Raw genomic sequence first — 25,552 nt, forward strand, 5'->3', positions numbered from 1 at the left:
GGTAAGGGGTATGCGAATTATGAGCAAAGAGTTTGTTGTCGGCATTACCGGTGCCAGCGGAGGAATCTATGGCGTTCGGCTTGTTCAGGAGCTGGCCGCAGCCGGTCATTTGGTCCATCTGCTGCTGACCAATGCATCCTGGCAAGTGTTCCGCGAAGAGCTACAGTGGAACATTACTGCGGGTGACCGTTCCTCAATCCCAATATGGTTCAAGGTGGACCCCGCCAGTGTTCAGGTTCATGACATGCACGATTATAGGGCCCCGGTAGCCAGCGGATCCCATCATACGGACGGGATGGTTATCATACCTTGTTCGATGGGGACCTTATCGGCAATTGCTCATGGCGCATCGGACAACTTGTTGGAACGGGCGGCCGACACCGCATTGAAAGAAGGACGCACCCTGGTGGTGGTTCCGCGGGAAACGCCTATGAATGCCATTCATCTGAGGAACATGCTGATGCTGGCGGAAGCAGGTGCACGCATTCTGCCTGCAATGCCCGGCTTCTATCATCTGCCGCAGACAATTGATGATTTGGTTGATTTTGTCGTTGGCAAGGTACTGGACGCTTTGCGGATTGATCACAATTTGTTCCGCCGCTGGGGTGAATAATACAAGTTTTCGGGAGGAGAGCCTAATGGAAGTTATCGGGAAAACCCATCCATTCTCCGATATTTGGGAAAAAGTCCAAGCCGGCATCCGGTTGTCAAAAGAAGACGGTTTGCGTTTGATGAAATCCAATGACATCATCGCTTTGGGACATATGGCAAACTATGTTCGCGAGAAAAAACACGGCGATTATGTTTTTTTCAATACCAACCGCCACATTAACCCGACCAATATCTGCCAGACATTGTGTTCTTTCTGCGCATTCGGCGTCCGTATGAAAGACCCGAAAGCCTATACGATGTCGATGGAAGAGATTGAACACCGTGCCGATATGGTACCGCCGGGAGTGACCGAGATTCATATTGTTGGCGGCAACAACCCCCAATTGAAAATTGACTACTATGAGGAACTGCTGCGCCGCTTGAAGAAGAAACTGCCTCACGTGCACCTCAAAGCATTTACTGCAGTTGAACTGGATCATTTCTCCCGGGTCAACAAGATGCCGGTGGAAGAGATCCTTCAGCGGTTGGTTGCTGCCGGATTGGATTCGATGCCGGGGGGCGGGGCAGAAATTTTTGCCGAGAAGCCGCGTTCCATTATTGCCGATCACAAAACTTCGGGTGAACGCTGGCTGGAGATTCATGAAATTGCCCATGAGATGGGACTTCGCTCCAACTGCACAATGTTGTACAACCATCTTGAATCGGAAGAGGATCGCATTGATCACTTGATCGCGCTCCGGGAACTGCAGGATCGTACAGGCGGTTTTCAAACTTTTATTCCTTTGTCTTGGCATCCGGAGAATACCGAGTTGATCAAGCAATATCCGGATCTGAACTGGTCAACCGGGTTTCTTGATCTGAAAGTCCTTGCCGTTGCACGATTGATGCTGGACAACATTGATCATATCAAGACGTACTGGATTCAAGTCGGAACCAAGTTGGCCCAGACCGCTTTGTGGTTTGGAGCTGATGATCTGGACGGCACCGTTGTGGAAGAGAAAATCTACCATGCGGCAGGAGCCGAGACAGAACAAGAAATGGAGAAATCGGAGTTGATCCGCCTGATTCGGGAAGCGGGACGGATACCCGTTGAGCGGGATACGCTTTATAACATTGTCAATATGGAGTTTGCCATTGCATGACCGGTCTTGTGTCAGTCGGACGGATCAATTACAGCAACGTGCTTCCCGTATTTCATTTTCTGGATCAAAAAGCCGACGAGGAACAGTTTAAATTTATTTCTGCAGTCCCAACGGAATTGAATCGGATGCTTGCTGAAGGACGGATTGTGGCTGGGCCCGTGTCCGCTTTTTCCTATGCGGAACATGCCGACCATTACTTTGCGATGGCTGACCTGTCCGTATCGTCGCGGGGTCCGGTGGGTTCAATCTTTCTCTTCTCCAAACGTCCGATGGATGATCTCGATGGCCGCAAGGTGTCATTGCCCAACACTTCGGCAACATCCGTTAACCTGTTAAAGGTGTTGCTGGAGAAGTATTGCGGATGTAAATGCAATTATTCAACTCACCCGCCAGTGCTGGACAGGATGATGGAGGAAGCGGATGCAGCTTTGCTGATCGGCGATGATGCCTTGTATTGGTCCTTGCGTGACCATCCCTATCATGTCTATGATCTGGGGGCCGAATGGCATCGACGCACCGGTCTGCCGATGACCTTTGCCATATGGGCCGTACGGCGGGATTTTGTCAATTCAAGACCGGAACAGGCTGCAAAGCTCCACCAATTGTTTCTGGAAAGCAAGAAACAGGGGCTTTCCCACATGGACCAGGTGGTTCAGCAGGCGATACGTTTACATGGCAACAATCAATCTTTCTGGGAAGAGTATTTTGGCAAATTAATACATGATTTTCACGGGGATTTGGTGAAAGGAGCGGAAGAATACTTCCGGGCTTGCCACGAAATCGGACTATTACCTCGACCTGTACAGGTAGAAATGTGGGGTGTCAATTTATGAGCATTGCCAGAGTGGACTCTGTAAAAGTCGATTCCATCCTTGACAAGGCGTTGTCCGGTGAACGATTGACGCTGGAAGACGGGCTTGCGCTTTATGAGTCCCACGACCTGATCAAATTGGGCGCGGCTGCGAAACAGGTAACGAAACGGCTTCATCCGGACAATATCGTAACCTTTACGGTAAACCGGAATATTAACTATACCAATGTATGCGACACCTATTGCCGCTTTTGCGCTTTCTATCGTCCGGAGGGGCATCCGGAGGCCTATGTTCTGTCAGATGATGTGATCCTTGACAAGATCCGTGAAACATACGAAATTGGCGGGGATGAATCGGAAATCCTGATGCAGGGCGGGACCCACCCGGGGCTTCCGTTGTCTTATTACACCGATCTGCTGCGGAAGATCAAGGCCCATTTTCCAACCATCATCATGCATTCCTTTTCCGCTGCGGAGATTTGGAAGATGGTGGAAGTGTCCGGGTTGTCCCTGAAAGAAGTGATTCGGCAATTGAAAGAAGCGGGTTTGGATTCCATTCCCGGCGGGGGAGCAGAGATCCTTGATGACAGAACCCGCATGCGCATCTCGAAGCTGAAGGAATCCTGGACGAAGTGGATGGAAGTCCACGATACCGCTCACCGGCTCGGCATGAATACAACTGCCACCATGGTGATCGGATTTGGCGAAAGCCATGAAGAACGGATCCTGCACATGCTTCGTGTGCGTGAACAACAAGACAAGACGGGCGGCTTTACGGCTTTTATTTCATGGACATACCAGCCGGACAATACCGCTTTGAAAGGAACCCGGGCCACAGCTGTTGAATATCTCAAGAATGTGGCCATCTCCCGATTGATGATCGACAATATCAAGAATTTCCAATCCTCATGGGTCACCATGGGACCGAAAATTGGCCAGGCAGCTTTGGAATTTGGCTGCAACGACATGGGGTCAACCATGATCGAGGAGAATGTGGTGAGTGCAGCAGGAGCCACTCATTCCATGAATATACGGGAATTGATCCGGCTGATCCGCGATGCGGGACTCACTCCCGCACGCAGAAACACCTATTACAAAATCCTTGAGACCTATTAAATAAAGCTTCTTCGAAGCATATTCAGGAAGTTAGGGCGCATTTTAGAGGAAGCTTTCTTTGACAGCAGGAAAGTATAAGTTTTGGTTCAGTCAGACTACCAAAACTTATACTTTCCAAGCTGTTAAATTACGCTGCATCATGAAACTAAGGTGGAACCTGAATGAAGTTGATGGACATATACCTTCATCTGAAACCGGACCTGGAGTATGTGGAAACCTGGCTTGACAAAGAGGTCCGTTCCAAACAGAAAGATCTTGAAAACGCTGCGATACATTTGCTGAAAGCGGGCGGGAAGCGAATCCGCCCTGTTTTCGTGTTGCTCAGCGGACAGTTTGGCCAGTATGACAGGGAAAAATTGGCTCGTGTGGCTGTTGCGCTTGAACTGATTCATATGGCGACTTTGGTGCATGATGACGTTATCGACGACTCCAAGACCCGAAGAGGGATTCCCACCGTTCGGTCTGAATGGGGGAACCGCATGGCGATGTATACGGGCGACTTTATCTTTGCCCGGGCGTTAAGCATGTTGTCCGAACTTCCATATGTTCAAATCCATCAACTTCTTTCCAAGTCGATTGTCAGAATGTGCGAAGGCGAGATTGAACAAATTCGTGATTTCTACAGCCTGGAACAGAACTTTCGCAGGTATTTGAGGCGAATTGAGCGAAAAACAGCCATACTGATGGAGGTATCCTGCAAATTGGGGGCCATTGTGACAGATGCGTCCCAAAGTGTCGTCAGGACCCTTGGCCGGTATGGCCATTTCCTGGGGATGGCTTTTCAGATTGTGGATGACATTCTCGACTTCACTTCCACGCAAGATAAGTTGGGGAAACCGGCGGGAGCCGACCTGCTGCAGGGAAATATTACATTGCCGGTGCTGTATGCATTGCACTGCACCCAGTCAGGACAAGCCCTAAGGGAAACGGTTCGTCCCAACATGTCTCGGACGGAAGCGGATCAGGCCATCCGGCTCGTAAAGGAATCGGGCGGAATTGAGTATGCCAAAAAAGTGGCCGGCTTGTATCTGGATAAATGCCTCAACGAATTGGCCAAACTGCCCGCCGGACAACATCGTGATTCTCTTGAACAAATAGCAAAATTCACGGCTTCCCGTGAATATTAACAGGCTTGCGGTCAACACGCCCAATTGGGTAAAATGTACAAGGTATCTGAAACATTGAGTTGAGGAGTGAGTTGTGATGGAACGCACATTCTTGATGGTGAAGCCGGACGGAGTTCAGCGCGGGCTTATCGGCGAAATCGTGTCCCGTTTTGAGAAGAAGGGATTTAAACTGGTCAACGCCAAGCTGATGACCGTTTCCCGCGAACTGGCGGAAAAACATTACGAAGAGTTGAAGGATAAGCCGTTTTTTGGCGAACTGGTGGACTTCATCACCTCCAGCCCGGTATTTGCGATGATTTGGGAAGGAGACAACGTAATCAGTACTGCGCGAACCATGATGGGCAAGACCAACCCGGCGGACGCGGCTCCCGGAACCATTCGTGCCGACTATGCGGTTTCGGTGGGAATGAACATTATCCACGGATCCGATTCTCCCGAGAACGCCAAGCGTGAAATTGACCTCTGGTTCAACGGCGAGACAATTGTTTACGACAAGGCCATATCCAAGTGGATTTAATCCTGACGGAATACATAGAAACTCTGACTGGAGCAGTCAGGGTTTTTCTTTTGGGGTGAAAGGATTTTTTCAGGCTGAATCGAATTATGTAGAAATATGTAGAAGTAGCAAGAATGTGAAGCGGGGTACCCAGAATGACAGTCCAAGACTTTGATTTGTTCATGGAGAAAGTGTTTCGCAAAACCGGTATCGATTTGACCAAATACAAGCGCCCTCAAATGGAAAGACGATTGACCGCCTTGCGGGAAAAGCATGGATACAAGGATTTTGCCGCCTATTTTCAGGCAATTGACAGGGATCAGGATCTGTTCAACGAGTTTCTCGACCGGATGACGATCAATGTGTCCGAATTTTTCCGGAACGCGAACCGTTGGGAGGTGGTTATGAACCGGATTATCCCGGAGTTACTGAAGAACAAACGCCGTCTGAAAATCTGGTCGGCCGCCTGTTCAACCGGAGAGGAACCCTATACACTGGCTCTGATTATGTCGAAACACTTGCCGTTGAATGAAGTTGAAATCTTGGCTACCGACATTGACCAAAACGCTTTGGAGAGAGCAAAACTGGGGATCTACCATTCCCGTTCCCTGGAGGCGGTACCCAAAGACTTGCTTCAAAAATATTTTGCCGGCGGCGAGAACGGAATGTACCGCATCGCGGATGAAATCAAACGGTGTGTAAAATTTCGCAGACAAAACCTGTTGGAAGACACGTTTGAAAAGGATTTTGATCTGATTGTATGCCGGAATGTAATCATCTACTTTACGGAAGAAGCGAAGGATCTCCTGTATCACAAGTTCTCTTCCGCGCTGCGTCCGGGAGGGATTCTGTTTGTAGGTTCAACGGAACAAATTTTTAACCCGCAGACCTACGGATTCCAACCGTATGATACCTTCTTCTATCAAAAAGCAAAATAAACGGCTCAGTCTTCTTCGGTGCCCGCTGTTTCAAGCGAGCCTTTTTGGATTAAATTTGATAACGGAAGTACCTTTACTATACACACGGAATTTACGAAAACTATCAATCGATTCTTGCAAAAGAAAGCTTATAAAACTTGCAGCTTGTAAAAGCTGCATATTTATGTATTCTTGAAATAAGCGTAAACAGACAACAGCCGGGTAAGGAGTGAGTGACAATGACCAGTGAGTCTGGACTTCGCAGAGATATTCGGATATTGGGCAACCTGTTGGGCAATGTTCTGATATCCCAATGCGGGGAAGAGGTGCTGCAGTCTGTTGAGGAGGTCCGGGCAGCGGCCAAGGAACTTAGGGCAGACGGGACACCGGAGAGCCGGCATGCATTTTTTCAAAAGATCAGGCAAATTCCAAAAGAACACCGGCCTCATGTGATACACGCCTTTTCACTTTACTTTCAGTTGGTTAACATAGCGGAACAAAACCACAGGATTCGCAGAAAGCGCGAATATGAACGTTCATCCGGTTCCGCTCCACAGAGAGGATCTTTGCGCAGCGCTTTTCTGCAAATGAAAGAAAACGGCCTGCAGGCAGATGACATGAAATCGCTGATTCACGATCTTGGGGTTGAATTGGTGCTGACGGCCCATCCTACGGAAGCGATGCGCAGGACCGTTCTTGACAAGCATCACGAAATTGCCGTGATTCTTGAAAAATTTGATGATCCGTTATTGAGCGCAAGGGACATCCAGAACCTGGAGAAACGGCTGAAGACGGAGATCACAGGCCTGTGGCAGACAAGGGCTGTAAGGAAAGAACGGATTACGGTGTTGGATGAGGTTCGGAACGGTCTGTATTTTCTGGATGAAATATTGTTTGATGTATTGCCGATGTTGCATTTGGAGATGGAAGAGGAGCTGCAATCGGTCTACCCGGAAGGCAATTGGGAAGTGCCAAGCTTCCTGCGGTTTGGTTCCTGGATGGGTGGAGACCGGGACGGCAATCCGAATGTAACGGCGGATCTTACCTTTCAAACCCTGATTCTTCACTTTGATCTTGCGTTGCGGAAATACGAAGAGCGGGTTAAGGAATTGGGGGTCCATCTCAGTCAGTCCTACGAGATAACGGGTGCAAGCCGGGAACTGATTGATTCTTTGCAACTGGATACCCTCCCCGACGAGCCATACAGGGAGAAGGTAAAACAGATCCAGATGCGGCTCGAGGGTACCAAGAATCTCTTCCATGGAGAAAAGCCGCCCGGGACTTACTATAACGGACCCGCAGAATTTCTTTCTGACATTAAACTGATTGAAGAGTCCCTGATTCAACACAAAGGCAAAGAGATAGCCGAAGTAAAAGTCAGACCGCTGATCAGACAAATTGAGTTGTTTGGATTTCATATGGCCACATTGGACATTCGCCAACACAGTGAAGTTCATGAACAAGCTGTTGATGAACTGCTCCGCCTGGCCAGGATCGGTTCCTACCAGTCCCTGGACGAACAGGGCAAAGTGAGCGTTCTCACCAGGTTGCTGGAAGATCCACGGCCGCTGGTCAGCCCTTTTGTCAATCTGTCGGAAACCACCCGGGAAACTTTGGATGTATTTCACACCATTCGCAAAGGGCATAAGCTGTTTGGCGAGGAGTGCATCCAGAATTATCTGATCTCTTTGTCCCAGGGAGTCAGTGATCTGCTGGAGGTACTGTTGCTGGCCAAAGAAGCGGGCCTGTTTTCATGGGAGGCGGAAGGTCGGGCAACAAGCAAGATCAATATTGTACCGTTGTTTGAAACGATCGAGGACCTGCGGGAAGCCCCTGCCATTGTCGCCCGGTTGTTTGCCAATCCGGTGTATCGCATCCATTTGCAAGGACGTGGGAACCTGCAGGAAATCATGCTCGGCTATTCGGACAGCAATAAGGACGGAGGATATCTGACAGCCAACTGGGAACTGTATAAATGCCAGAAAGCCATATTTGAGGTTGCGAGTCAGTACAACGTCCGTTTGAAGTTTTTCCATGGTCGTGGGGGAGCATTGGGACGGGGAGGCGGGCCGGTGGCGCGAAGCATTCTGGCACAACCGCCTGAGGCTCTGCACGGAAAGGTCAAGATCACCGAACAGGGTGAAGTGATTTCCCAACGGTACAGCCATCCGGAAATTGCGAAAAGGTCTTTGGAATCTGCCGTTTCCGCTGTCCTGGTGGGTTCCATGAACGTTCAGACCGAGCGGATGAAGGATACCGAGCGCAAATGGTCCTGCATTCTGGAAAAATTATCTCGGGATTCTTTTGCGACTTATCAGCAGTTTGTATATAAGAATGAGGATTTCCTTCCGTATTTTCACCAGGCCACACCGATTGACGTCTTGGCGGAGTTGAATATCGGTTCACGTCCAGCCAAACGGAGAAACTCACCTGCCATTCAGGATTTGCGGGCCATTCCCTGGGTATTCTCCTGGACCCAAAACCGCCATTTGCTGCCTGCCTGGTTCGGGTTTGGTACAGCTATCGAGAACCTGGTGAACGAGGAACCGGATGCCCGGACGGAGTTTAACCGGATGTACCGTTATTGGCCCTTTTTCAAGGCGCTGATCGACAATATTCAGATGGCATTGTCGAAAGCAGACATGTTGATTGCCATTGAATATGCCCGTCTGGTAGAGGATCAGGTGTTGGCAGACAGGGTGTTCGCGCGCATTCTTGACGAATATCAACGGACCAAGAACATGGTACTGATGATTACAGGCGAAGAGGAAATCCTGGCCAATAGCCCGGTAATCCGTGAGTCGATCCGTTTGCGCAACCCTTATGTGGATCCGTTGTCCTATTTCCAGGTGCTGCTGCTTAAAGAGCTGCGGGATAAGAAGCGGAGCGGGGAAGACGATCAGGCATTGCTGAGTGAAGTGCTTTTGACAATTAACGGAATCGCTTCCGGGTTGAGAAATACCGGTTGATGTTGACAAGGAGGCGGAATCAATGAAAGTATCTGTTGCCTGGCAAGGTAAGAAGCGCTTTGACGCAAAAGGGGACTCGGGTCACCTGGTGGTGATGGACGCAAAAAAGGAGATCGGCGGGGAGGACTCCGGGTCCCGTCCCATGGAGCTCTTGCTGATGGGACTTGGCGGGTGCACCGGGATTGACATTGTCATGATCCTGGAGAAAATGCGCCTGAACCTTGAGGAATTCCACATGGAAATCGAGGGTGACCGGCGGGAGGAACATCCGCAAAAGTTTACCGACATCCGAATCAAATACATTCTGAAAGGTGAAGGCTTGACCCGTGATAAGGTGGAACGGGCCATTCGCCTGTCGGAGGAAAAATACTGCTCGGCATCCGCTTCTTTAAACGCACGCATTCAAACAGTATATGAATTGAACGGCGTCTTGTACGAGATGGGGGAAAGGACGGATAACCATGAAGATCCGTTGCAATGATTGCCATGAAGAAAATGACCTGCAAAACGAACGGTGCAGCCGCTGCGGCAGGCTGCTGGAAGATTCCCGCAAGGATCAAACGCGGGATTACTACGAAGTGCAGCATGCGGACGCACCCAATATCGTGAAAAAGGATGCCGGCCGATCAAAGGTATGGTAAACAGCGAGTTGGAGGAAGTGCTCTCATTGGAGATCCCTCCCGAATGGGACGGCAAGATGGTCAAGGAAGTCATCCGCCAGACGCTGGGAATTTCCCGGGGATTGCTGCGGAAAATCGTTGCCGAAAATGGGGTTTTTGTAAACGGCCGGCCGGTGTATATCACATCCCGGATACAGGCTGGTGATCTGCTCCGATTGCGGACCATGCCGGAATGGTCGGAAGATATACTTCCACAGCCAATACCCTTTGAAGTGGTGTACGAGGATCGGGATGTACTCGTGGTGAACAAGCGGGCCGGATTAGTGGTTCACCCGACTAAGGGCCATTACACGGGGACCCTTGCCAATGGTGTTGTCCATTACTGGCGTGAGCAGGGGGAAACCGCCCGCTTTCGGCCGGTTCACCGGCTTGACAAGAACACCTCGGGGCTGCTCTTAATCGGCAAGAACCATTTTTCCCATCAGAGATTGTCTGAACAGATCGCACACAGACAGTTCCGGCGTGAATATTTGGCAGTCGTCCATGGGATTGTAAAGGAACCGGCTTTTGCGATTGATGCCCCGATCATGAAAAAAGCGGGCGATCCACGGGAAAGGGTTGTTTCTGAAAGCGGACAACCGGCCATCACCCATGTTGCAGTTGAGCGATTATTGCAATCCGCGACCCTCGTCAGATTACGTCTGGAAACAGGAAGGACCCACCAGATTCGTGTTCACATGAGACATATCGGCCATCCACTATTCGGTGACGATCTTTACGGAATTGGGCATCGCGATGGGATGGAAAGACAGGCGCTCCATGCCGAAGTGTTGGGATTCAGTCATCCGCGGCAGGGGAAGCGGTTGGAGTTTACCGCTCCGGTGCCGCCTGACATGCAGGAACTGATTGACCGCCTCACATTGACGTTATAATTTTGTCTGCGGTAGAATATGGATATCGCGAAAGGTGTTGCTTGGGCGGCACCTTTTTTGTTCCAGTTTTGTTTCACTTGTGGCTTTACCTATTCTTACGAGGCAACAAGAATAAGTGCTCATGGGCCCCGCCAAAATACTTTTCTATGGTGGGGGTGTAACTTTGGCATTCACCATGTATTGCACTTGGGGAATGCCAAGTTTTCTTTATAAGGGAGCGGTAGTAATGTTGGATTTTTTCCTGGTGGCGGGAAGCATGTATCTGATGTACAGATGGGGCATCCGGCAAATGATTCGGTCCAGAATTTTGAAGAGTTGGATATCGGATTCTGCGGCCAAACTCATGTTTATAGGAGCCGGATGTACGTTGTCCCTGTACTTGAGCTTCTCGTTTTTGTTTCCCTTGATCCCCGACTGGTCCATTCCGGCGAAGAGCGTAATCCCCACCGTCATTGGAATCTTCCTGGGGGAGTGGTTTTACAAACGCAACCTTGCGATTACCATGCGGATGTTTACACTTCCACGGAGCAAGGAGGATCAGCGGGATGAGTGAGAAACCGGATTATAAAAAAGTACTCCTGGATTTAATGGAAACTCCCGGCGTGTCCGGGTACGAGTTGGAAATATCGAACAAAATAGAAGTGCTGTTTCGTGAATATACGGATGACATACACAAAGACAAGATGGGGAATCTTGTGGCCAAAATACTGGGGGAAGGCCCTTTACCCCGCCCGAGAATCATGGTGGCAACCCATATGGATGAGATCGGCTTGATTGTAACCAAGATTGAAAGCGGCGGATTTGTAAGATTTTCACAGCTTGGAGGATTTGATCCCCGAACTTTGATCGGGCAGGAAGTGGTGGTTCACGGACGCGTCAATTGTCACGGCGTCATTGGATCCAAGCCTCCTCATCTGACTACTGCGGAGGAAAGAGAGAAAGCAGTCCCGATGAAAGACCTGTATGTGGATCTGGCTATGCCTGAAGACAGCGTCCGTGAACAGGTTTCGGTCGGTGACATCATCACGATTGTCCGAAACAGCATGGAACTGCAGAACGGATTTATTGCAGGCAAGTCCCTGGATAACCGGGCTGGCGTGGCAACATTGCTGGAGTGTCTGAATGAAATGAAACGCTTGCGGATCGGCGCGGACGTGTATGCAGTGGCATCCGTTCAGGAAGAAGTGGGATTGCGTGGGGCCATCACCGGTACATATGAGATCTCCCCCGATATCGGAATTGCCATTGATGTGACACATGCAAGCATGCCAGGGGTGGCGGCCGACCTGGGAATGAAGATGGATGGAGGAGCGGTCATCCATAAGGGTCCCAATATCCATCGTGATATTTATACCCGTCTGATTGAAACGGCGAAAAGCCAGAACATCCCTCATCAGGTTCGCCTGTTCCAGGGACCTTCCGCAACCGACGGCAATGCCATGCAGATTACAGCCTGGGGAATTCCCACGGGGATTCTGTCTTTGCCTCTTCGCTATATGCATACTTCTGTAGAGACTCTATGTTATCGGGATATCCAGCGAACCGGGAAGCTGTTGGCCCATTTCATAGCATCGGTTGACCGCGAGTTTGTGGAGGGATTGAGTTGTTACTTAAAAGACTGACGGAAGCAATGGGTCCTTCCGGATTTGAGGATGAAATCCGGCGGGTCATCTTTGACGAGGTTCAAGCATATGCCGACAGAGTTTATACGGACCCCTTGGGCAGTCTGATTGTTGAAAAGAAAGGAACCGGGCCCGGTCCCAAGGTAATGCTTTGTGCCCATATGGATGAGGTCAGCCTGATGATTGTGCAGATCGAGGAGAACGGATTGTTGAAATTCCGGCCGATTGGGGGTATCGATCCGCGGATACTGTTGGCCAAGCCCGTCCGTATCGGCAAAGACAAAATCTTTGGCGTCATCGGCAGCAAGGCCATCCACCTGCAAACACAGTCGGAGCGCGAGAAACCGGTGTCAATGGACCAGATGTATATCGACATCGGAGCCAAAACCAAAGAAGAAGCGGAAAAAGTGGTCAGGCCAGGCGATTGTGCCGTGTTTGCCACGGAGTATAAAGAGATCGGTTCCCGCTGCGCCAAGTCCAAGTCGTTTGATGACCGGGTTGGATGCGCCGTATTGATCGAAACTCTCAAGAAACAATTTGATATTCCTTTGGCGTTCGCCTTTACCGTTCAAGAAGAGATCGGGCTTCGGGGGGCCGGGCCGGTGGCCTATCGTGTGAATCCCGATATGGCCGTTGTAGTGGAAGGGACGATCTGTTTTGATGTGGTGGGCGCACCGGGTCACGGCCGGGGAACGGTAATGGGAGCCGGACCTGCCCTGTCGGTCATCGACTCAACCACCATTGCCAACCGGGAAATGCTGACCCATATGATTCAAGTTGCGGAAGCCGAGCAGGTCCCCTATCAACTGCGAAGAGTAAGCGGGGGAGGCAACGATGCGGGAAGAATTCACAATGTCCGGGGAGGCGTCATGACAGCGGTTGTATCTGTTCCAACCCGTTACATTCATGCTCCTTCCCAGATTATCAGCCTTGATGATTATGAGAATACAATCCGGTTAATCGAAGCATTCTTGCGAAGCGTGGAGAAAGGAGGTTTGCAAGCTCAATGAAAGAGTTGATCATGAAACTGGCTACCGCATCGGGTCCGGCTGGTGCTGAAAAGCATATCCGGGAGATTCTGACGGAACTCCTTGAGCCGTACGTTGACAGAATTGAAACGGATGTGCTGGGCAATCTGATAGCGCGCAAAAAGGGCGCAACCAATAACTCCAAAACGGTTCTGTTGGAAGCAAACATGGATGAACCGGGAATCATGTCCATACACGTAGACCCCCAAGGATTCATTCGCATCGTCCCGGTGGGGGAGCTGAGCCCGGTCCGGTTGATTGGCGAAAGAGTGCGCTTTACCAATCGGCTCTGGGGTGTTGTGGGTGTGGAAGGCAACAAGGCGCCAAAAGACATCACCTTTGCTGACTTGTATGTGGATATCGGTGCGGAATCACAAGCGGATGCCGAGCGACGGCTGCCCATCGGAACTGCGGCAGTGATTGACAAAGGTGCGTTTGAATTGGGCGAGAATAGAGTTGCGGGCAAATCCCTGGACAACCGGGTTGGTTGTGCCGTGATTGTGGATGTTATTTCCAAGTTGGGTGACTGTGAACACAACCTGATAGTTGTATTGGCTTCCCAGAAAGAAGTGGGATCTCGCGGAATCAGGACTGCCGCCTTTAACACCAACGCCGATTTTGCTTTGTCAGTCGGCACGGCAGCAGCCGGGGACATGCCCAACGCGGAACGCAGCAACCTGCAGTTGGGGAGAGGTCCTGCCATCAAAGTGATGGATCGTGGAATTGTCGTTCCGCCCGCCATCAAACAGATCCTGATTGACGCCGCCAAACGTGCCAACATTGACTTCCAATTGGAGATATCCCCGGAAGGAACCAGCGATGCCGGTCAGATCCTGCTTACCAAAGGCGGAATTCCAACGGGAGCCGTCTCGGTTCCGGTCCGTTACCGGGGAACACCGGCACAGGTAGTCGATATAAGGGATGTTGAGCAAACGTCGCGGCTTGTCCTGGAAGCGTTGAAAAAACTGTGATGAGGGAGATGCTGTCGGTTCCCGACAGCATCAAGAACCCAATAACGGCACAGGGTGCCGTTATTCCCTTCTCCCAAGGGTCTTTGGCTCGCAATAACGGCACAGGGTACCGTTATTCCTTTCACCCGGAGTTGCTTAACGGCATGGAGTGCCGTTATCATTTCACCCGGAGTTGCTTAGCGGCACAGGGTACCGTTATCATTTCAGCCGGGGCCGCTTAGCGGCAAGGAGTGCCGTTATGTCTATAGGTCAGGGCTAAAGGATTAACTCCTTGCCCTCCATATTTAATTTGAAAGATCGAATACGCACTATGCCGCTTGCGGCACTTAGCCACTTTTTATCTACGAGACTGTGCAGTAGCTTCCTCGCATGCCTGTCTTTTATCCCAAGCCCTTCGCAAACATCCAATGGTGTGATGGGGCGACCTAACCTGAAAGCCAGCCGCACTATCTCTTTTTCTCTTGCTGTGAGTCGATCGTCACTGACTTCAAAACCGAGCCATTTCCCTATGAGTTGCTGAATCGTTTGCTGGCAGTAGCGCGGTTTCTTGCTGATATCATCGTAGGAAAAGCGTAGTACCCACCAGCCATCAATGATGAGATAATTCTGCCTCATCAAATGGTCTGCAAACTGAGTCTGAGTTAAATCCCGCCAATGGGGGCCGTAGCCGTCGATTTCGATGGCAACCCGGAAAGTGGAACGGATATAAGCAAAATCAAGGTACCGATAGCCGTCTTTGAAATCCGATACCTCATATTGGGGATAGAGATTATTGAAATTCCCGAAGGCCTGCCACCAAACCTTCTTCAAAAAAAGAGTTTCTGCATGTCCAAGCCCCTCGTTTAACCGTCGAAGGCGTTCGCCTGTACTTCTTTCCAGATGAAGTTGTAAAAATTCTTTAAAATCTTGTTCAAATTGCATTCCTTTCCCTCCTCAACATTTTTAATCTCCATCAAGTAATCAAATTATGTTATTTGTAACTTGAATTAACTAACAGCAATATAATGGTATAATAATTTTGAACAAAATACAACTCACTTCCCCTGAACTGGATGCCAATAGAAATGCTGGAGGAGTTCCCAACCCTTCATCAAAAATATCTATGATTATCCTTTTGGCTCTTCAAATGGCCAAATTTGTTGTTTTCTGAAGATATCTGCATTATAATGTTTAAAATATATAAACACTGTACAGCGCGAAAGCGGTGCTAAGCGAAGCCAATCGCCTGAATAGTGACGCAGGGCAAGGCCTGCAATAGCGCGAAAGCGATGCGCATTTGGCAAACAGTGCGGAAATGCGGGGAGGAACCGAACGATGTTGAGATATTTGACTGCGGGAGAATCGCACGGCCCTCAATTAACAGCGATTGTGGAAGGGCTGCCAGCCAATCTTCCGTTCTCTGTGGAAAAAATTAACCATCAATTGTGGAGGAGGCAACAGGGGTATGGTCGCGGCGGCAGGATGCGGATTGAAACGGATCAGGTAAAGATCGGCAGCGGCGTACGTTTTGGAAAGACCATGGGAACTCCTGTCACATTGGTGATTGAAAACCGGGATTGGAAGAATTGGGAGCAGAGGATGTCAATTGAGGGGAATCCTCCGGCCGACCTTGAGGTGGTTACAAAGCCAAGACCGGGCCATGCCGACCTGGCAGGCGCCCTTAAATACGACCAAGAAGATATTCGCAATGTGCTGGAACGGGCAAGCGCCAGGAACACCGCCACACTGGTGGCTATTGGCGCAGTGGCGCGTCAACTGCTGGAACAGTTTAACATCCATGTTTACAGCCACGTCGTGGAACTGGGGCCGGTCAAAGTAGGAGCGATTTCCGGAACTATTGAAGACATTGCGGCCCGAGCCGAACAATCACAGGTACGGGTTGCCAATCCTGAGAAAGAAGAGGAAATCATTGAGCTCATTAAAAAGGTCCGGAAAGAAGGCAATTCCTTGGGGGGAATCTTTGAGGTTGTGGTCACGGGCGTTCCGGTTGGACTGGGTTCTTACTCAATGCCTGACCGCAAACTGGACAGTCGATTGGCGGGAGCCTTGATGGGGATTCAAGCGATTAAGGGAGTCGAGATCGGGTTGGGATTTGACGCTGCCAGAAGACTTGGTTCGGATGTGCATGATGAAATATTCTATTCGCAAGACAGAGGGTATTATCGCGATACAAACGGGGCGGGTGGACTGGAAGGCGGCGTCTCCAACGGTCAACCGATTGTGGTCCGGGCTGCCATGAAGCCAATTCCGACACTTTACAAGCCCCTTCGAAGCGTTGATATGGCAAGCAAAGATGCTTATGAAGCAAGCATCGAACGGTCCGATGTGTGTGCAGTGCCCGCTGCTGCAGTGGTGGGTGAAGCGGTGACCGCCTGGGTACTAGCACAATCTTTCCTTGAAAAGTTTGGCGGCGACTCCCTGGAAGAGATCAAGAATAACTACGGCAATTACCAAGCGATGGTGGCAAGAAGATGAGTCGGAAAGAGCGGAGAGTTCGGGTCGATCTTGCAGACAGGAGTTATGACATTGCCATTGGGGAGGGGTTGACAGGTCGTCTTGGAGAGCTTGCGTTGGAAGCGGGTGTGGGGACTTCGTCAAACTGCCTTGTCGTAACGGATGACAACGTCGCAAAAACAGGCCACCTGCGTAGAGCGGTTGACTCTTTGCAACGCTCGGGTTACAAGGTATTCGAGGCCATCATTCCCGCCGGGGAAGAATCCAAAAATCTCCGGAAAGCGGAACTCCTCTACGACAAGGCATTTGAAGCGGGATTGGATCGGAAGTCTGCCATCTTCGCCCTTGGCGGCGGCGTTGTTGGCGATTTGGCAGGTTTTGTGGCGGCTACCTACATGCGCGGTATAGTGTTTATCCAGGTTCCAACAACCCTGCTGGCCCACGACAGTTCTGTCGGTGGCAAGGTGGCTGTCAATCATCCCAAGGGAAAGAACGTGATTGGCGCTTTCCACCAACCCAAACTGGTTGTGTATGACATTTCCGCCTTGAACACGTTGCCGGAGAGAGAGATTCGCTCTGGATTGGCGGAAGTTATCAAGCACGGTCTGATATGGGATGCGGATTTCTATGAATGGCTCGAGTCCTCGACCGACAGAATCAAGGCGTTGGATCCGCAAATTATGGAGGACCTGCTGGCGAGATCCTGTTCCATTAAAGCGGCTGTTGTCGCTCAAGATGAGAAGGAGAACGGATTGCGGGCCATCCTGAATTTCGGTCATACACTCGGACATGCAATTGAGTCATTGTCCAAGTACGGAACTTATACCCACGGAGAAGCCATTTCCATCGGGATGGCGTTTGCCTCCGAAATGTCAGCTGAATTTGGCAGGATCAACCGTGACTCTGTGGAACGTATCTGCGGACTCCTCGAGCGGATCGGCTTGCCAACAGAAGTTCCGTTGGATCTGGATCCCAAAGAACTGTTGAACTCGATGAAACAGGACAAAAAGGCGACGGGGGGCAACCTTACATTCGTTCTTCTGTCAGAGATCGGAAGAGTGGAAGTTGTCAAGAACATAGACGAAGCGAAAGTGCTTGATTTGCTTTGTCGGTTGGGGAGGAAGTCGGTATGATCCGGGGCATCCGCGGTGCGACAACAGTGGAAGAAAATACAGAATCGGCAATCTATAAGGCAACGAGAGAACTGCTGGAGGAAATCATCTCCGTGAACCAGTTTCAACCTGAAGAGATTGCATCGGTGTTTGCAACGATGACAGAGGATCTGAATGCTGCTTTTCCCGCCATGGCGATCCGGTCCATTCCCGGATGGGAATTGGTGCCGATGATGTGTGCCAGGGAGATCCCGGTTCCCGGCAGTGTCACCATGTGTATTCGCGTAATGATTCATGTCAATTCCTCTTTGTCCCAGAGGGAAATCAAACATGTATATCTGGGGCGTGCTGCCAGTTTGCGCCCCGACCTCACGGACAAAAAGTAAATCTTGACGACCCTGCGGCCTCCGGGTACACTAGTTGTAAGATTTTGAGCGTGAGCAGAGTGAGCAAGCTTAGTTGAGCAGAGCACGAGACTGATGAGCAGAGAACTCGTTCCGGCGGGAATCAGATTTCCGTGACCGGCCATTTCGTCTGTGATTTGAGGTCAGAGCTTCGCTCTGGCCTTTTTGCTTAAACAGAATGCTGAGCACAGCGGAGAGAGGAGAGCGGAGTCATGAAAGAGATTCTGGCAAAATTGATTGAAGGAACAGATTTGACCGAGGCGGAAGCCGAGCAGGTCATGGATCAGATTATGGGAGGACAGGCAACGCATGCGCAGATCGCAGGTTTTTTAACCGCCATGCGGACGAAAGGCGAGACGGTGGAAGAGATTACAGGTCTTGTCCGCAGCATGCGAAGGCACGCCACCCCCGTTCTAACCGACTTCCAGACAGTAATTGACACCTGCGGTACGGGTGGAAGCGGCATCCCAAAATTCAATGTGTCTACCGCTGCTGCATTTGTTACGGCATCCGCCGGAGTACCCATTGCCAAACACGGCAACCGGGCGATGTCGGGCAAGTCAGGCAGTGCGGATGTTCTGCAGGCATTAAAGGTCAACATTGAATTGACCCCGCAGCAGGCTTTTACATGTTTGAAAGAAGCAGGAATCTGTTTCATGTTTGCCCCCTTGTATCATCAATCAATGAAGCATGCGGTTGGCCCGAGACGGGAGCTTGGCTTTAAGACGGTGTTCAATATTCTGGGGCCTTTGACCAATCCGGCCGGTGCCAAGCGGCAGGTTATCGGAACATTCTCCCCGTCATTGCCGGAAAAAATGGCCCGTGTGCTGCAAAGACTTGGTGCCGAACATGTACTGGTGGTCCATGGTTCAGACGGTCTGGATGAAATCACCGTTACGGGACCGACACAGGTGGCCGAGCTGAAAGAGGGCAAGATTCAACTTTTTGAAATTCATCCGGAAGAGTTCGGATTGAAAGTATATTCTCCCGAGCAAATTGCCGGCGGCACTCCTGACGTTAACGCAGATATTCTTCGCGGGGTCCTGAATGGCCGCAGAGGTGCGGCAAGGGACATCGTTGTGATAAACGCTGCAGCAAGTCTCTATGTAGCGGGACGGGCAGATTCCCTCAAGCAGGGAGTGGAGTTGGCTCAGGAACTGATTGATTCCGGCAAGGCCCGGGCAACTCTGGAGAGATTGATTGACGTTTCAAACCGGTTTGTGAAGGAGCTGGCATAAATGATTCTCGAACGCATCGTTGCAGTGAAGCGGCAGGAAGTGGCCCTTCTGAAGGAACATTTTGATCTCGCGAAAGCTGAATCAACCATTGCGAACTTACCGCCAGCCCGCGGGTTCGAAAATTCCCTCCGCTCTTCCAAAGATACAGTCGCTTTAATTGCTGAGGTTAAGAAAGCTTCCCCCTCAAAAGGGGTCATACGGGAAGATTTTGACCCGGTCCGGATTGCCTCCGAATACCAAGCTGCCGGTGCCAGCGCCATTTCGGTATTGACAGACGAACATTTTTTTCAGGGGCATAATCAGTATTTGAGCAGGATTCGCCAGTCCGTTCAGCTTCCCCTGCTGCGCAAGGACTTCATCATCGACGAACGTCAAATCTATGAAGCCCGTTTGATAGGTGCCGATGCCATTCTATTGATTGCCGGCATCTTGAACCTTGAAGAATTAAGGAAGTTTCGCCATCTTGCACAGGATTTGGGCCTGGACGCCCTTGTGGAAGTGCATGACCGGGATGAGCTTGTCAAGGCACTGGAGTCGGATGCCCGGTTCATCGGGGTCAATAACAGGGACCTGCGAACTTTCGAAGTGGATTTAAAAACTACAGAAGCACTGGCAGCCGAATTGCCCGATGATTGTTTGCTTGTCTCGGAAAGCGGGATCTTTACACATGAAGACGTTCAAGCCGTGAAGAAGGCAGGAGCGAAAGCCATACTGGTTGGCGAGTCGCTGATGCGACAGCCTGATATCCCTTTGGCCATTGATCGGCTGCTCGGCCGAAAGGTTGAAGCATGACACAGATCAAAATCTGCGGGTTAAAGACAAGGGAAGCGGTACTGGTTGCTGCGGAATCAGGGGTTGACTATATCGGTTTCGTGTTTGCACAGAGCAAGCGGCAGGTAACCGCCGAAGAAGTGCTGAAGTTTGCCGAAGGAATCCAGACTCCGAAGAGAGTCGGCGTGTTTGTGAATGAACCCTTTGACTCTTTGCTTACTGTCGGGGACATGGCTTGTTTGGATGTCTTTCAGTTACATGGTGCAGAAACGCCCGAGATCTGCAGCAGATTGAAGCGGGCATCGGGAAAACAGGTATGGAAGGCATGGCAGGTCAGGGGAAACGAACAGGATTTGGCGATTCGGGAGTATGCCGGAACCATTGATGCTTGCTTGTTGGATACTTTCCTGCCCGGAGCAGCGGGTGGAACGGGACAAACCTTCCAATGGAACGAGATAGAACGGTTTCGGAGCTTGTTGCCGGGTGTGCAATTGTTTGTTGCCGGCGGGTTGAATTCCGGGAATGTTGGAGAATTGCTGGAAAAGTATAAACCGGATGGGGTTGACGTATCGTCCGGTGTTGAGACAAACGGCGTGAAAGATATAGAGAAAATGCGGCTTTTTATTAGAAAGGTGAGGGAGAGAGACTGATGTATCCGGATGAGAAAGGACGTTTTGGCAAGTTTGGCGGGAAGTTTGTGCCCGAGACGCTGATGAACGCACTGGAACAACTGGAACAGGATTATAACCGGCTCCGTCAGGATCCTCAGTTTCAACGGGAACTGGCCAATTTGCTGACCGAATATTCCGGACGGCCCACTCCATTGTATTTTGCGGAGCGTCTGACCCGGGAACTGGGCGGTGCCAGGATTTATTTGAAACGGGAAGACTTGAATCATACGGGGGCCCATAAGATCAACAATACGCTGGGGCAGGGGCTGCTGGCGAAATACACCGGAAAAAAACGGGTAATTGCCGAAACGGGAGCCGGTCAGCATGGCGTGGCTACAGCGACGGTAGCGGCCCTGCTTGGACTGGAATGTACCGTCTTTATGGGGGAAGAGGATATCCGCCGTCAGGAACTGAATGTGTTTCGCATGAAGCTGTTAGGGGCTGAAGTGGTTCCTGCCAAGTCGGGCACCCGCACCCTGAAAGATGCTACGAATGAAGCCATTCGCCACTGGGTGGAACATGTGGAAGACACGTTCTATATCATCGGGTCGGTTGTGGGTCCTCACCCCTATCCGATGATGGTGAGAGATTTTCAACGAATCATCGGTGACGAGACGCGCCGGCAGTTTCTTGAGAAAGAGGGACGTTTGCCTGACGAGATTGTCGCTTGCGTAGGGGGCGGCTCCAACGCCATGGGCATATTTTACCCCTTCCTTAACGATCCGGTTAAGCTGACAGGAGTGGAAGCGGCAGGCCACGGCGTGGACACGGAGCAGCATGCGGCTACTATCAGCAAAGGACGCCCCGGCGTCATTCACGGGTCACTGACCATGCTGCTGCAGGATGAGTACGGGCAAGTTCTGCCTGCACACTCCATCTCTGCCGGTCTTGATTATCCCGGAATTGGACCGGAGCATGCACATCTTGCCGACAGTGGACGTGCCAACTATGTATCCATCACGGACAGAGAAGCTTTGGAAGGTTTGCAGACACTGGCGCGGGTGGAAGGAATCATACCGGCATTGGAAAGCGCCCATGCAATTGCCCATGTGCTGAAGGTTGCTCCAAAACTGCCGAAAGACTACGGGATGGTGATCTGCCTGTCAGGTCGAGGGGATAAGGATATGCACAGTGTCATGGGGTATTTGGGGGTGGAACAATGAGCCGGATTCAAAATGTTTTTGCCGACCTGAAAACAAAAGGGGAAACTGCTTTTATTCCCTTCATAACATTGGGAGACCCCGGTCTGGAATGGACGGAACGAATCGTAAGGGATCTGGAACGTGCGGGTGCGGATATCATCGAGTTGGGCATTCCTTATTCGGATCCCTTGGCGGACGGACCTGTGATTCAGGAAGCCGCTTTGCGGTCGTTAAATCAAGGCACGAAGCTTGTCGATGTCTTTCAACTGGTTGCCAAACTGCGTCAATCCGGTGTTGCCGTGCCGCTGATCCTGTTTACCTATGTCAATCCCGTCCTGCAATTTGGAGTTGAAAGGTTTTTTGCCGAGGCGGCCAAAGCGGGGGCGGATGGTGCCATCATACCGGACCTTCCTCATGAAGAAAGTGAAGAGGTGCGGATGGCTGCCGTGCGGCACGGAATTGACCTGATACCGCTGGTGGCTCCCACCAGCCGCCAACGGATTGAAAAGATCGCAAAAGATGCCGCCGGATTCGTATATTGTGTATCCTCGCTGGGCGTTACCGGGATGAGGAGCGAACTTTCCGCCGAGCTTCCGGAGTTTGTTGCCGGTGTCAGATCTGCCACTCCGCTTCCCGTTGCGGTAGGGTTTGGAGTCAGCACTCCCGAACAAGCTGCCCAAATCAAGCGGTATGCTGACGGGGTGATCGTCGGATCGGCTTTGGTCCGTAAGGTCAAACCGTTGGCGGACGCCGTTGCTGCAGGCAATCAAGCCGAAACGGAAAAAGCCTACGCGGAATTGATTCGTTTTGCGGCCTCTATGAAGGAGCCTTTGCGATCATGATTCATTTTAACAAAATTGTAATTGTGGGCTGCGGTCTGATTGGCGGATCCCTGGCCATGGCTTTTCGTTCCCATGGAATGGTCAACCGGATAGTCGGAGTGGATATAGATACGCATGGGTTGGACAAGGCGTTGACTATGGGGATTATCGATGAAGCGGCAGATTCGTTGGAAAATGCCGTTCTCATGGCGGATCTGGTAGTACTGGCGGTACCTGTTCAGCAGACCATTCGCCAATTGGAACTGTTGGCAGGCCTTCCTTTAAAAAGAGGCTGTATCATTACGGACGTATCAAGCACGAAGAAAGAGATTTGCGGCTTTGCCAACAAGTGTTTACCGAAAGATACGGTATTTGTCGGCGGGCACCCGATGGCTGGTTCCGAAAAAACCGGAATCACGGCCGCCAGCCCCCGTTTATTCGAAAATGCGGTCTATATTTTGACACCCGGCACGTCATCCGACACGATTGCTGTTGACAAGCTGCGGCAAACTTTTGAACAAATCAGGGCGCAAGTCCTGGTAATGGATCCGGCACAGCATGACCAAGTGGTAGCGGCGATCAGTCACATTCCCCACGTCGTTGCCGCATTGCTTGTAGATCAGGTGGCTGATTTGGGTCAGAACAACCCGCTATACAGCCGGCTGGCAGCAGGCGGTTTCCGGGATGTAACCCGCATTGCTTCCGGCAGCCCGGTCATGTGGCGGGATATTCTGCTGACGAACCGGGAACCCATTCTTCAGTTGCTCAGGGATTGGGTAAGGCGGACGAAAGAAGTGGCCAATTGGCTGGAAGAGGCCAATCCGCAAGACATAGAAACATTCTTCACACGAACGAGGGAGTGGCGGGATTCCTTGCCCGCCAAGGCAAAAGGCGCGGCAAGAATTTACTACGAAATGACCATCGACGTGGAGGACAAACCGGGGATCATCGGAAAAGTGGCGACGATTCTCGGGGAGCACGGAATCAACTTGCGCAACATCGGAATTTTGGAGAACAGGGAAGAAGTGAACGGCCAGCTGCTGCTCTCCTTTTCATCCTATCAGGATCAGGCGGAAGCGATGCATCTTCTTCTCGGCCACGGGTATAAGGTGCATGTCCGTGAATAGCAAGCACAGGAGCAAGGGGGATCACTGCCATGATTGAAATCTGCCCGCTGAATCGACCTTTACAGGCAGTAGTGGAGGTGCCTGGGTCAAAGAGCATTTCGAACCGGGCACTGCCCATTGCCGCATTGGCCAATGGTACAAGCATCTTGCACAATATGCTGTTTAGTGATGACAGCCGCTACTTTATGAGCTGTTTGCAGCAAATCGGCTACCGTCTGGAGATTGACGAAACGAACAGAATCGTGACTGTAGAGGGAAGAGGCGGTGTAATTCCCGAACATACAGGCCTGCTTGACCTGTTTGTCGGGAATGCGGGTACAGCGGCCCGGTTTCTTACCGCTTTTGTCTCCCTGGGCAAAGGTTCCTATCGCATTGACGGAATTCCCCGAATGAGAGAAAGACCCATACAGGATTTAATCAATGCTTTGCGTACATTGGGCGTAAACATCCGGTCCGAATTGGGAACCGGCTGCCCTCCCGTGTTGATCGAAGCAAGTGGCATTAAAGGAGGGGCTGTCTCCATCCCGGGAACCAGAAGTTCACAATATCTGTCAGCCCTTTTGCTGGCTGCCCCATACGCTCAAAGCGATGTGGACATTCAAGTGGACGGGGAACTGCTTTCCGCTCCCTACATCAACATGACCTTATCCATGATGGAGCAATTCGGAGTGCGGGTTGAAAAGCGGGGGGACGGAGCATTTCATGTGCCCGGCGGGCAAATGTATACAGCCCGGGAATATGTAATTGAACCTGATGCTTCCAGCGCTTCCTACTTTATTGCCGCACCGGCAATCGCGGGAGGCAAGGTTCGCGTAAACCATTTGTCCCGTACCTCCTTACAGGGGGATGCTCAGTTCGCCGGGCTTATGGAGAGAATGGGCTGCCAGGTGCGATGGGGACACGACTTCATTGAAGTGGAGAGACCTGCTGGACAAGAACTAAGGGGCATTGACGTGGATCTAAACGAAATGTCTGATACCACCATGACACTTGCGGTGGTGGCTCCTTTTGCTTCCACCTCTACAACCATCCGTAACATTGGCCATATACGGATCAAGGAAACGGATCGAATCCATGCAGTCGTAACGGAATTGAGAAAAATGGGCGTCAGGGTGGACGAATGGGAGGACGGGATGAGAATCGAACCGGCTGAACGGCTTCAGCCAGCTGAAATCGACACCTATGACGATCACCGGATGGCCATGGCATTTGCCCTGGTCGGTCTGAAAGTCCCCGGGATTAAAATCAAGGATCCGGAATGTGTATCCAAAACCTTTCCCGACTATTTTGACGTGTTTACCCATATGTGCAGGCAAACAACAACCTGATACCAACAGGCAACAGCTATACCCACCAAAGTTCAAGCACTTTGGTGGGGCCCCAAGTTTTTCGATAGAAGCTTTCTTTGTTTGTGAAAATGATATCAAATTTTATAATAACTTTAACCTT

Annotated in this window: 26 protein-coding genes; 25 read left to right on the plus strand and 1 reads right to left on the minus strand. The window is 51.0% G+C overall.

Annotation, left to right across the window (positions count from 1 at the left end):
• The first annotated feature begins 19 nt into the window (after positions 1-19).
• The 15 genes from EFBL_RS06950 (at position 20) to EFBL_RS07020 (ending at position 14,363) form a co-directional block, all read left to right on the plus strand.
• Positions 20-613 (plus strand): UbiX family flavin prenyltransferase, encoded by a 594-nt coding sequence (locus EFBL_RS06950; RefSeq protein WP_096181418.1) that lies wholly within the window; start codon positions 20-22, stop codon positions 611-613.
• A 25-nt stretch (positions 614-638) separates the two neighbouring features.
• Positions 639-1,754 carry an aminofutalosine synthase MqnE gene (mqnE, locus tag EFBL_RS06955; protein ID WP_096181419.1) on the plus strand — a complete coding sequence of 372 codons (1,116 nt, stop codon included), beginning with the start codon at positions 639-641 and terminating at the stop codon, positions 1,752-1,754.
• A complete protein-coding gene (locus EFBL_RS06960) occupies positions 1,751-2,587 on the plus strand; it encodes a menaquinone biosynthetic enzyme MqnA/MqnD family protein (protein WP_096181420.1) in 837 nt (278 codons plus the stop codon). The genes mqnE and EFBL_RS06960 overlap by 4 nt, the downstream gene beginning before the upstream one ends.
• Positions 2,584-3,681, plus strand: a complete 1,098-nt coding sequence (gene mqnC / locus EFBL_RS06965; protein WP_096181421.1) for a cyclic dehypoxanthinyl futalosine synthase — start codon at positions 2,584-2,586, stop codon at positions 3,679-3,681. The genes EFBL_RS06960 and mqnC overlap by 4 nt, the downstream gene beginning before the upstream one ends.
• A gap of 161 nt (positions 3,682-3,842) precedes the next feature.
• Positions 3,843-4,808: a polyprenyl synthetase family protein gene (locus EFBL_RS06970; RefSeq protein WP_096181422.1), complete on the plus strand. Its 966-nt coding sequence runs from the start codon at positions 3,843-3,845 to the stop codon at positions 4,806-4,808.
• Positions 4,809-4,884: 76 nt separating this feature from the next.
• A complete protein-coding gene (gene ndk / locus EFBL_RS06975) occupies positions 4,885-5,325 on the plus strand; it encodes a nucleoside-diphosphate kinase (protein WP_096181423.1) in 441 nt (146 codons plus the stop codon).
• A 134-nt stretch (positions 5,326-5,459) separates the two neighbouring features.
• Complete coding sequence (locus EFBL_RS06980) at positions 5,460-6,242, plus strand: CheR family methyltransferase (protein ID WP_096181424.1); 783 nt, start codon at positions 5,460-5,462, stop codon at positions 6,240-6,242.
• A gap of 218 nt (positions 6,243-6,460) precedes the next feature.
• On the plus strand, positions 6,461-9,190 hold the full coding sequence (gene ppc, locus EFBL_RS06985; protein WP_096181425.1) for a phosphoenolpyruvate carboxylase: 2,730 nt from the start codon (positions 6,461-6,463) through the stop codon (positions 9,188-9,190).
• A 22-nt stretch (positions 9,191-9,212) separates the two neighbouring features.
• Entirely contained in the window at positions 9,213-9,671 is a 459-nt protein-coding gene (locus tag EFBL_RS06990; protein ID WP_096181426.1) for an OsmC family protein, read from the plus strand.
• Positions 9,652-9,831, plus strand: coding sequence for a hypothetical protein (locus EFBL_RS06995; protein ID WP_096181427.1), 180 nt, complete (start codon positions 9,652-9,654; stop codon positions 9,829-9,831). Before EFBL_RS06990 ends, EFBL_RS06995 begins: the two co-directional genes overlap by 20 nt.
• Positions 9,825-10,742: an RluA family pseudouridine synthase gene (locus EFBL_RS07000; RefSeq protein ID WP_096181428.1), complete on the plus strand. Its 918-nt coding sequence runs from the start codon at positions 9,825-9,827 to the stop codon at positions 10,740-10,742. Before EFBL_RS06995 ends, EFBL_RS07000 begins: the two co-directional genes overlap by 7 nt.
• A 226-nt stretch (positions 10,743-10,968) precedes the next feature.
• Positions 10,969-11,295, plus strand: a complete 327-nt coding sequence (locus EFBL_RS07005; RefSeq protein ID WP_131927688.1) for a hypothetical protein — start codon at positions 10,969-10,971, stop codon at positions 11,293-11,295.
• Positions 11,288-12,364 carry a M42 family metallopeptidase gene (locus tag EFBL_RS07010; RefSeq protein ID WP_096181430.1) on the plus strand — a complete coding sequence of 359 codons (1,077 nt, stop codon included), beginning with the start codon at positions 11,288-11,290 and terminating at the stop codon, positions 12,362-12,364. The genes EFBL_RS07005 and EFBL_RS07010 overlap by 8 nt, the downstream gene beginning before the upstream one ends.
• Entirely contained in the window at positions 12,346-13,374 is a 1,029-nt protein-coding gene (locus tag EFBL_RS07015) for a M42 family metallopeptidase (protein ID WP_096181431.1), read from the plus strand. The genes EFBL_RS07010 and EFBL_RS07015 overlap by 19 nt, the downstream gene beginning before the upstream one ends.
• A complete protein-coding gene (locus tag EFBL_RS07020; RefSeq protein ID WP_096181432.1) occupies positions 13,371-14,363 on the plus strand; it encodes a zinc-binding metallopeptidase family protein in 993 nt (330 codons plus the stop codon). The genes EFBL_RS07015 and EFBL_RS07020 overlap by 4 nt, the downstream gene beginning before the upstream one ends.
• 255 nt (positions 14,364-14,618) lie before the next feature.
• On the opposite strand, the gene EFBL_RS07025 is transcribed toward EFBL_RS07020, so the two are convergent.
• The gene (locus EFBL_RS07025; protein ID WP_096181433.1) at positions 14,619-15,284 is read right to left on the minus strand and encodes a putative endonuclease domain-containing protein; all 666 of its coding nucleotides are present in this window, start codon (positions 15,282-15,284) and stop codon (positions 14,619-14,621) included.
• Between the two features lie 393 nt (positions 15,285-15,677).
• On the opposite strand from EFBL_RS07025, the gene aroC reads away from it, so the two are divergent.
• The 10 genes from aroC to aroA all read left to right on the plus strand — a co-directional run bounded on the left by aroC (position 15,678) and on the right by aroA (position 25,431).
• Positions 15,678-16,838 carry a chorismate synthase gene (gene aroC / locus EFBL_RS07030; RefSeq protein WP_096181434.1) on the plus strand — a complete coding sequence of 387 codons (1,161 nt, stop codon included), beginning with the start codon at positions 15,678-15,680 and terminating at the stop codon, positions 16,836-16,838.
• On the plus strand, positions 16,835-17,950 hold the full coding sequence (gene aroB / locus EFBL_RS07035) for a 3-dehydroquinate synthase (protein ID WP_096181435.1): 1,116 nt from the start codon (positions 16,835-16,837) through the stop codon (positions 17,948-17,950). The genes aroC and aroB overlap by 4 nt, the downstream gene beginning before the upstream one ends.
• Positions 17,947-18,315, plus strand: coding sequence for a chorismate mutase (aroH, locus tag EFBL_RS07040; RefSeq protein ID WP_096181436.1), 369 nt, complete (start codon positions 17,947-17,949; stop codon positions 18,313-18,315). Before aroB ends, aroH begins: the two co-directional genes overlap by 4 nt.
• Before the next feature lie 230 nt (positions 18,316-18,545).
• A complete protein-coding gene (gene trpD / locus EFBL_RS07045) occupies positions 18,546-19,571 on the plus strand; it encodes an anthranilate phosphoribosyltransferase (RefSeq protein WP_096181437.1) in 1,026 nt (341 codons plus the stop codon).
• On the plus strand, positions 19,572-20,363 hold the full coding sequence (gene trpC / locus EFBL_RS07050) for an indole-3-glycerol phosphate synthase TrpC (RefSeq protein ID WP_096181438.1): 792 nt from the start codon (positions 19,572-19,574) through the stop codon (positions 20,361-20,363).
• The gene (locus tag EFBL_RS07055; protein WP_096181439.1) at positions 20,360-20,992 is read left to right on the plus strand and encodes a phosphoribosylanthranilate isomerase; all 633 of its coding nucleotides are present in this window, start codon (positions 20,360-20,362) and stop codon (positions 20,990-20,992) included. Before trpC ends, EFBL_RS07055 begins: the two co-directional genes overlap by 4 nt.
• Positions 20,992-22,176, plus strand: a complete 1,185-nt coding sequence (gene trpB / locus EFBL_RS07060) for a tryptophan synthase subunit beta (RefSeq protein ID WP_096181440.1) — start codon at positions 20,992-20,994, stop codon at positions 22,174-22,176. The genes EFBL_RS07055 and trpB overlap by 1 nt, the downstream gene beginning before the upstream one ends.
• Positions 22,173-22,997 (plus strand): tryptophan synthase subunit alpha, encoded by an 825-nt coding sequence (gene trpA / locus EFBL_RS07065; RefSeq protein WP_096181441.1) that lies wholly within the window; start codon positions 22,173-22,175, stop codon positions 22,995-22,997. Before trpB ends, trpA begins: the two co-directional genes overlap by 4 nt.
• Complete coding sequence (locus tag EFBL_RS07070; RefSeq protein ID WP_096181442.1) at positions 22,994-24,103, plus strand: prephenate dehydrogenase; 1,110 nt, start codon at positions 22,994-22,996, stop codon at positions 24,101-24,103. The genes trpA and EFBL_RS07070 overlap by 4 nt, the downstream gene beginning before the upstream one ends.
• Positions 24,104-24,132: 29 nt before the next feature.
• A complete protein-coding gene (gene aroA, locus EFBL_RS07075; protein ID WP_096181443.1) occupies positions 24,133-25,431 on the plus strand; it encodes a 3-phosphoshikimate 1-carboxyvinyltransferase in 1,299 nt (432 codons plus the stop codon).
• Positions 25,432-25,552 lie beyond the last annotated feature (121 nt).

Source organism: Effusibacillus lacus (genome assembly GCF_002335525.1).
GTDB lineage: Bacteria > Bacillota > Bacilli > Tumebacillales > Effusibacillaceae > Effusibacillus > Effusibacillus lacus.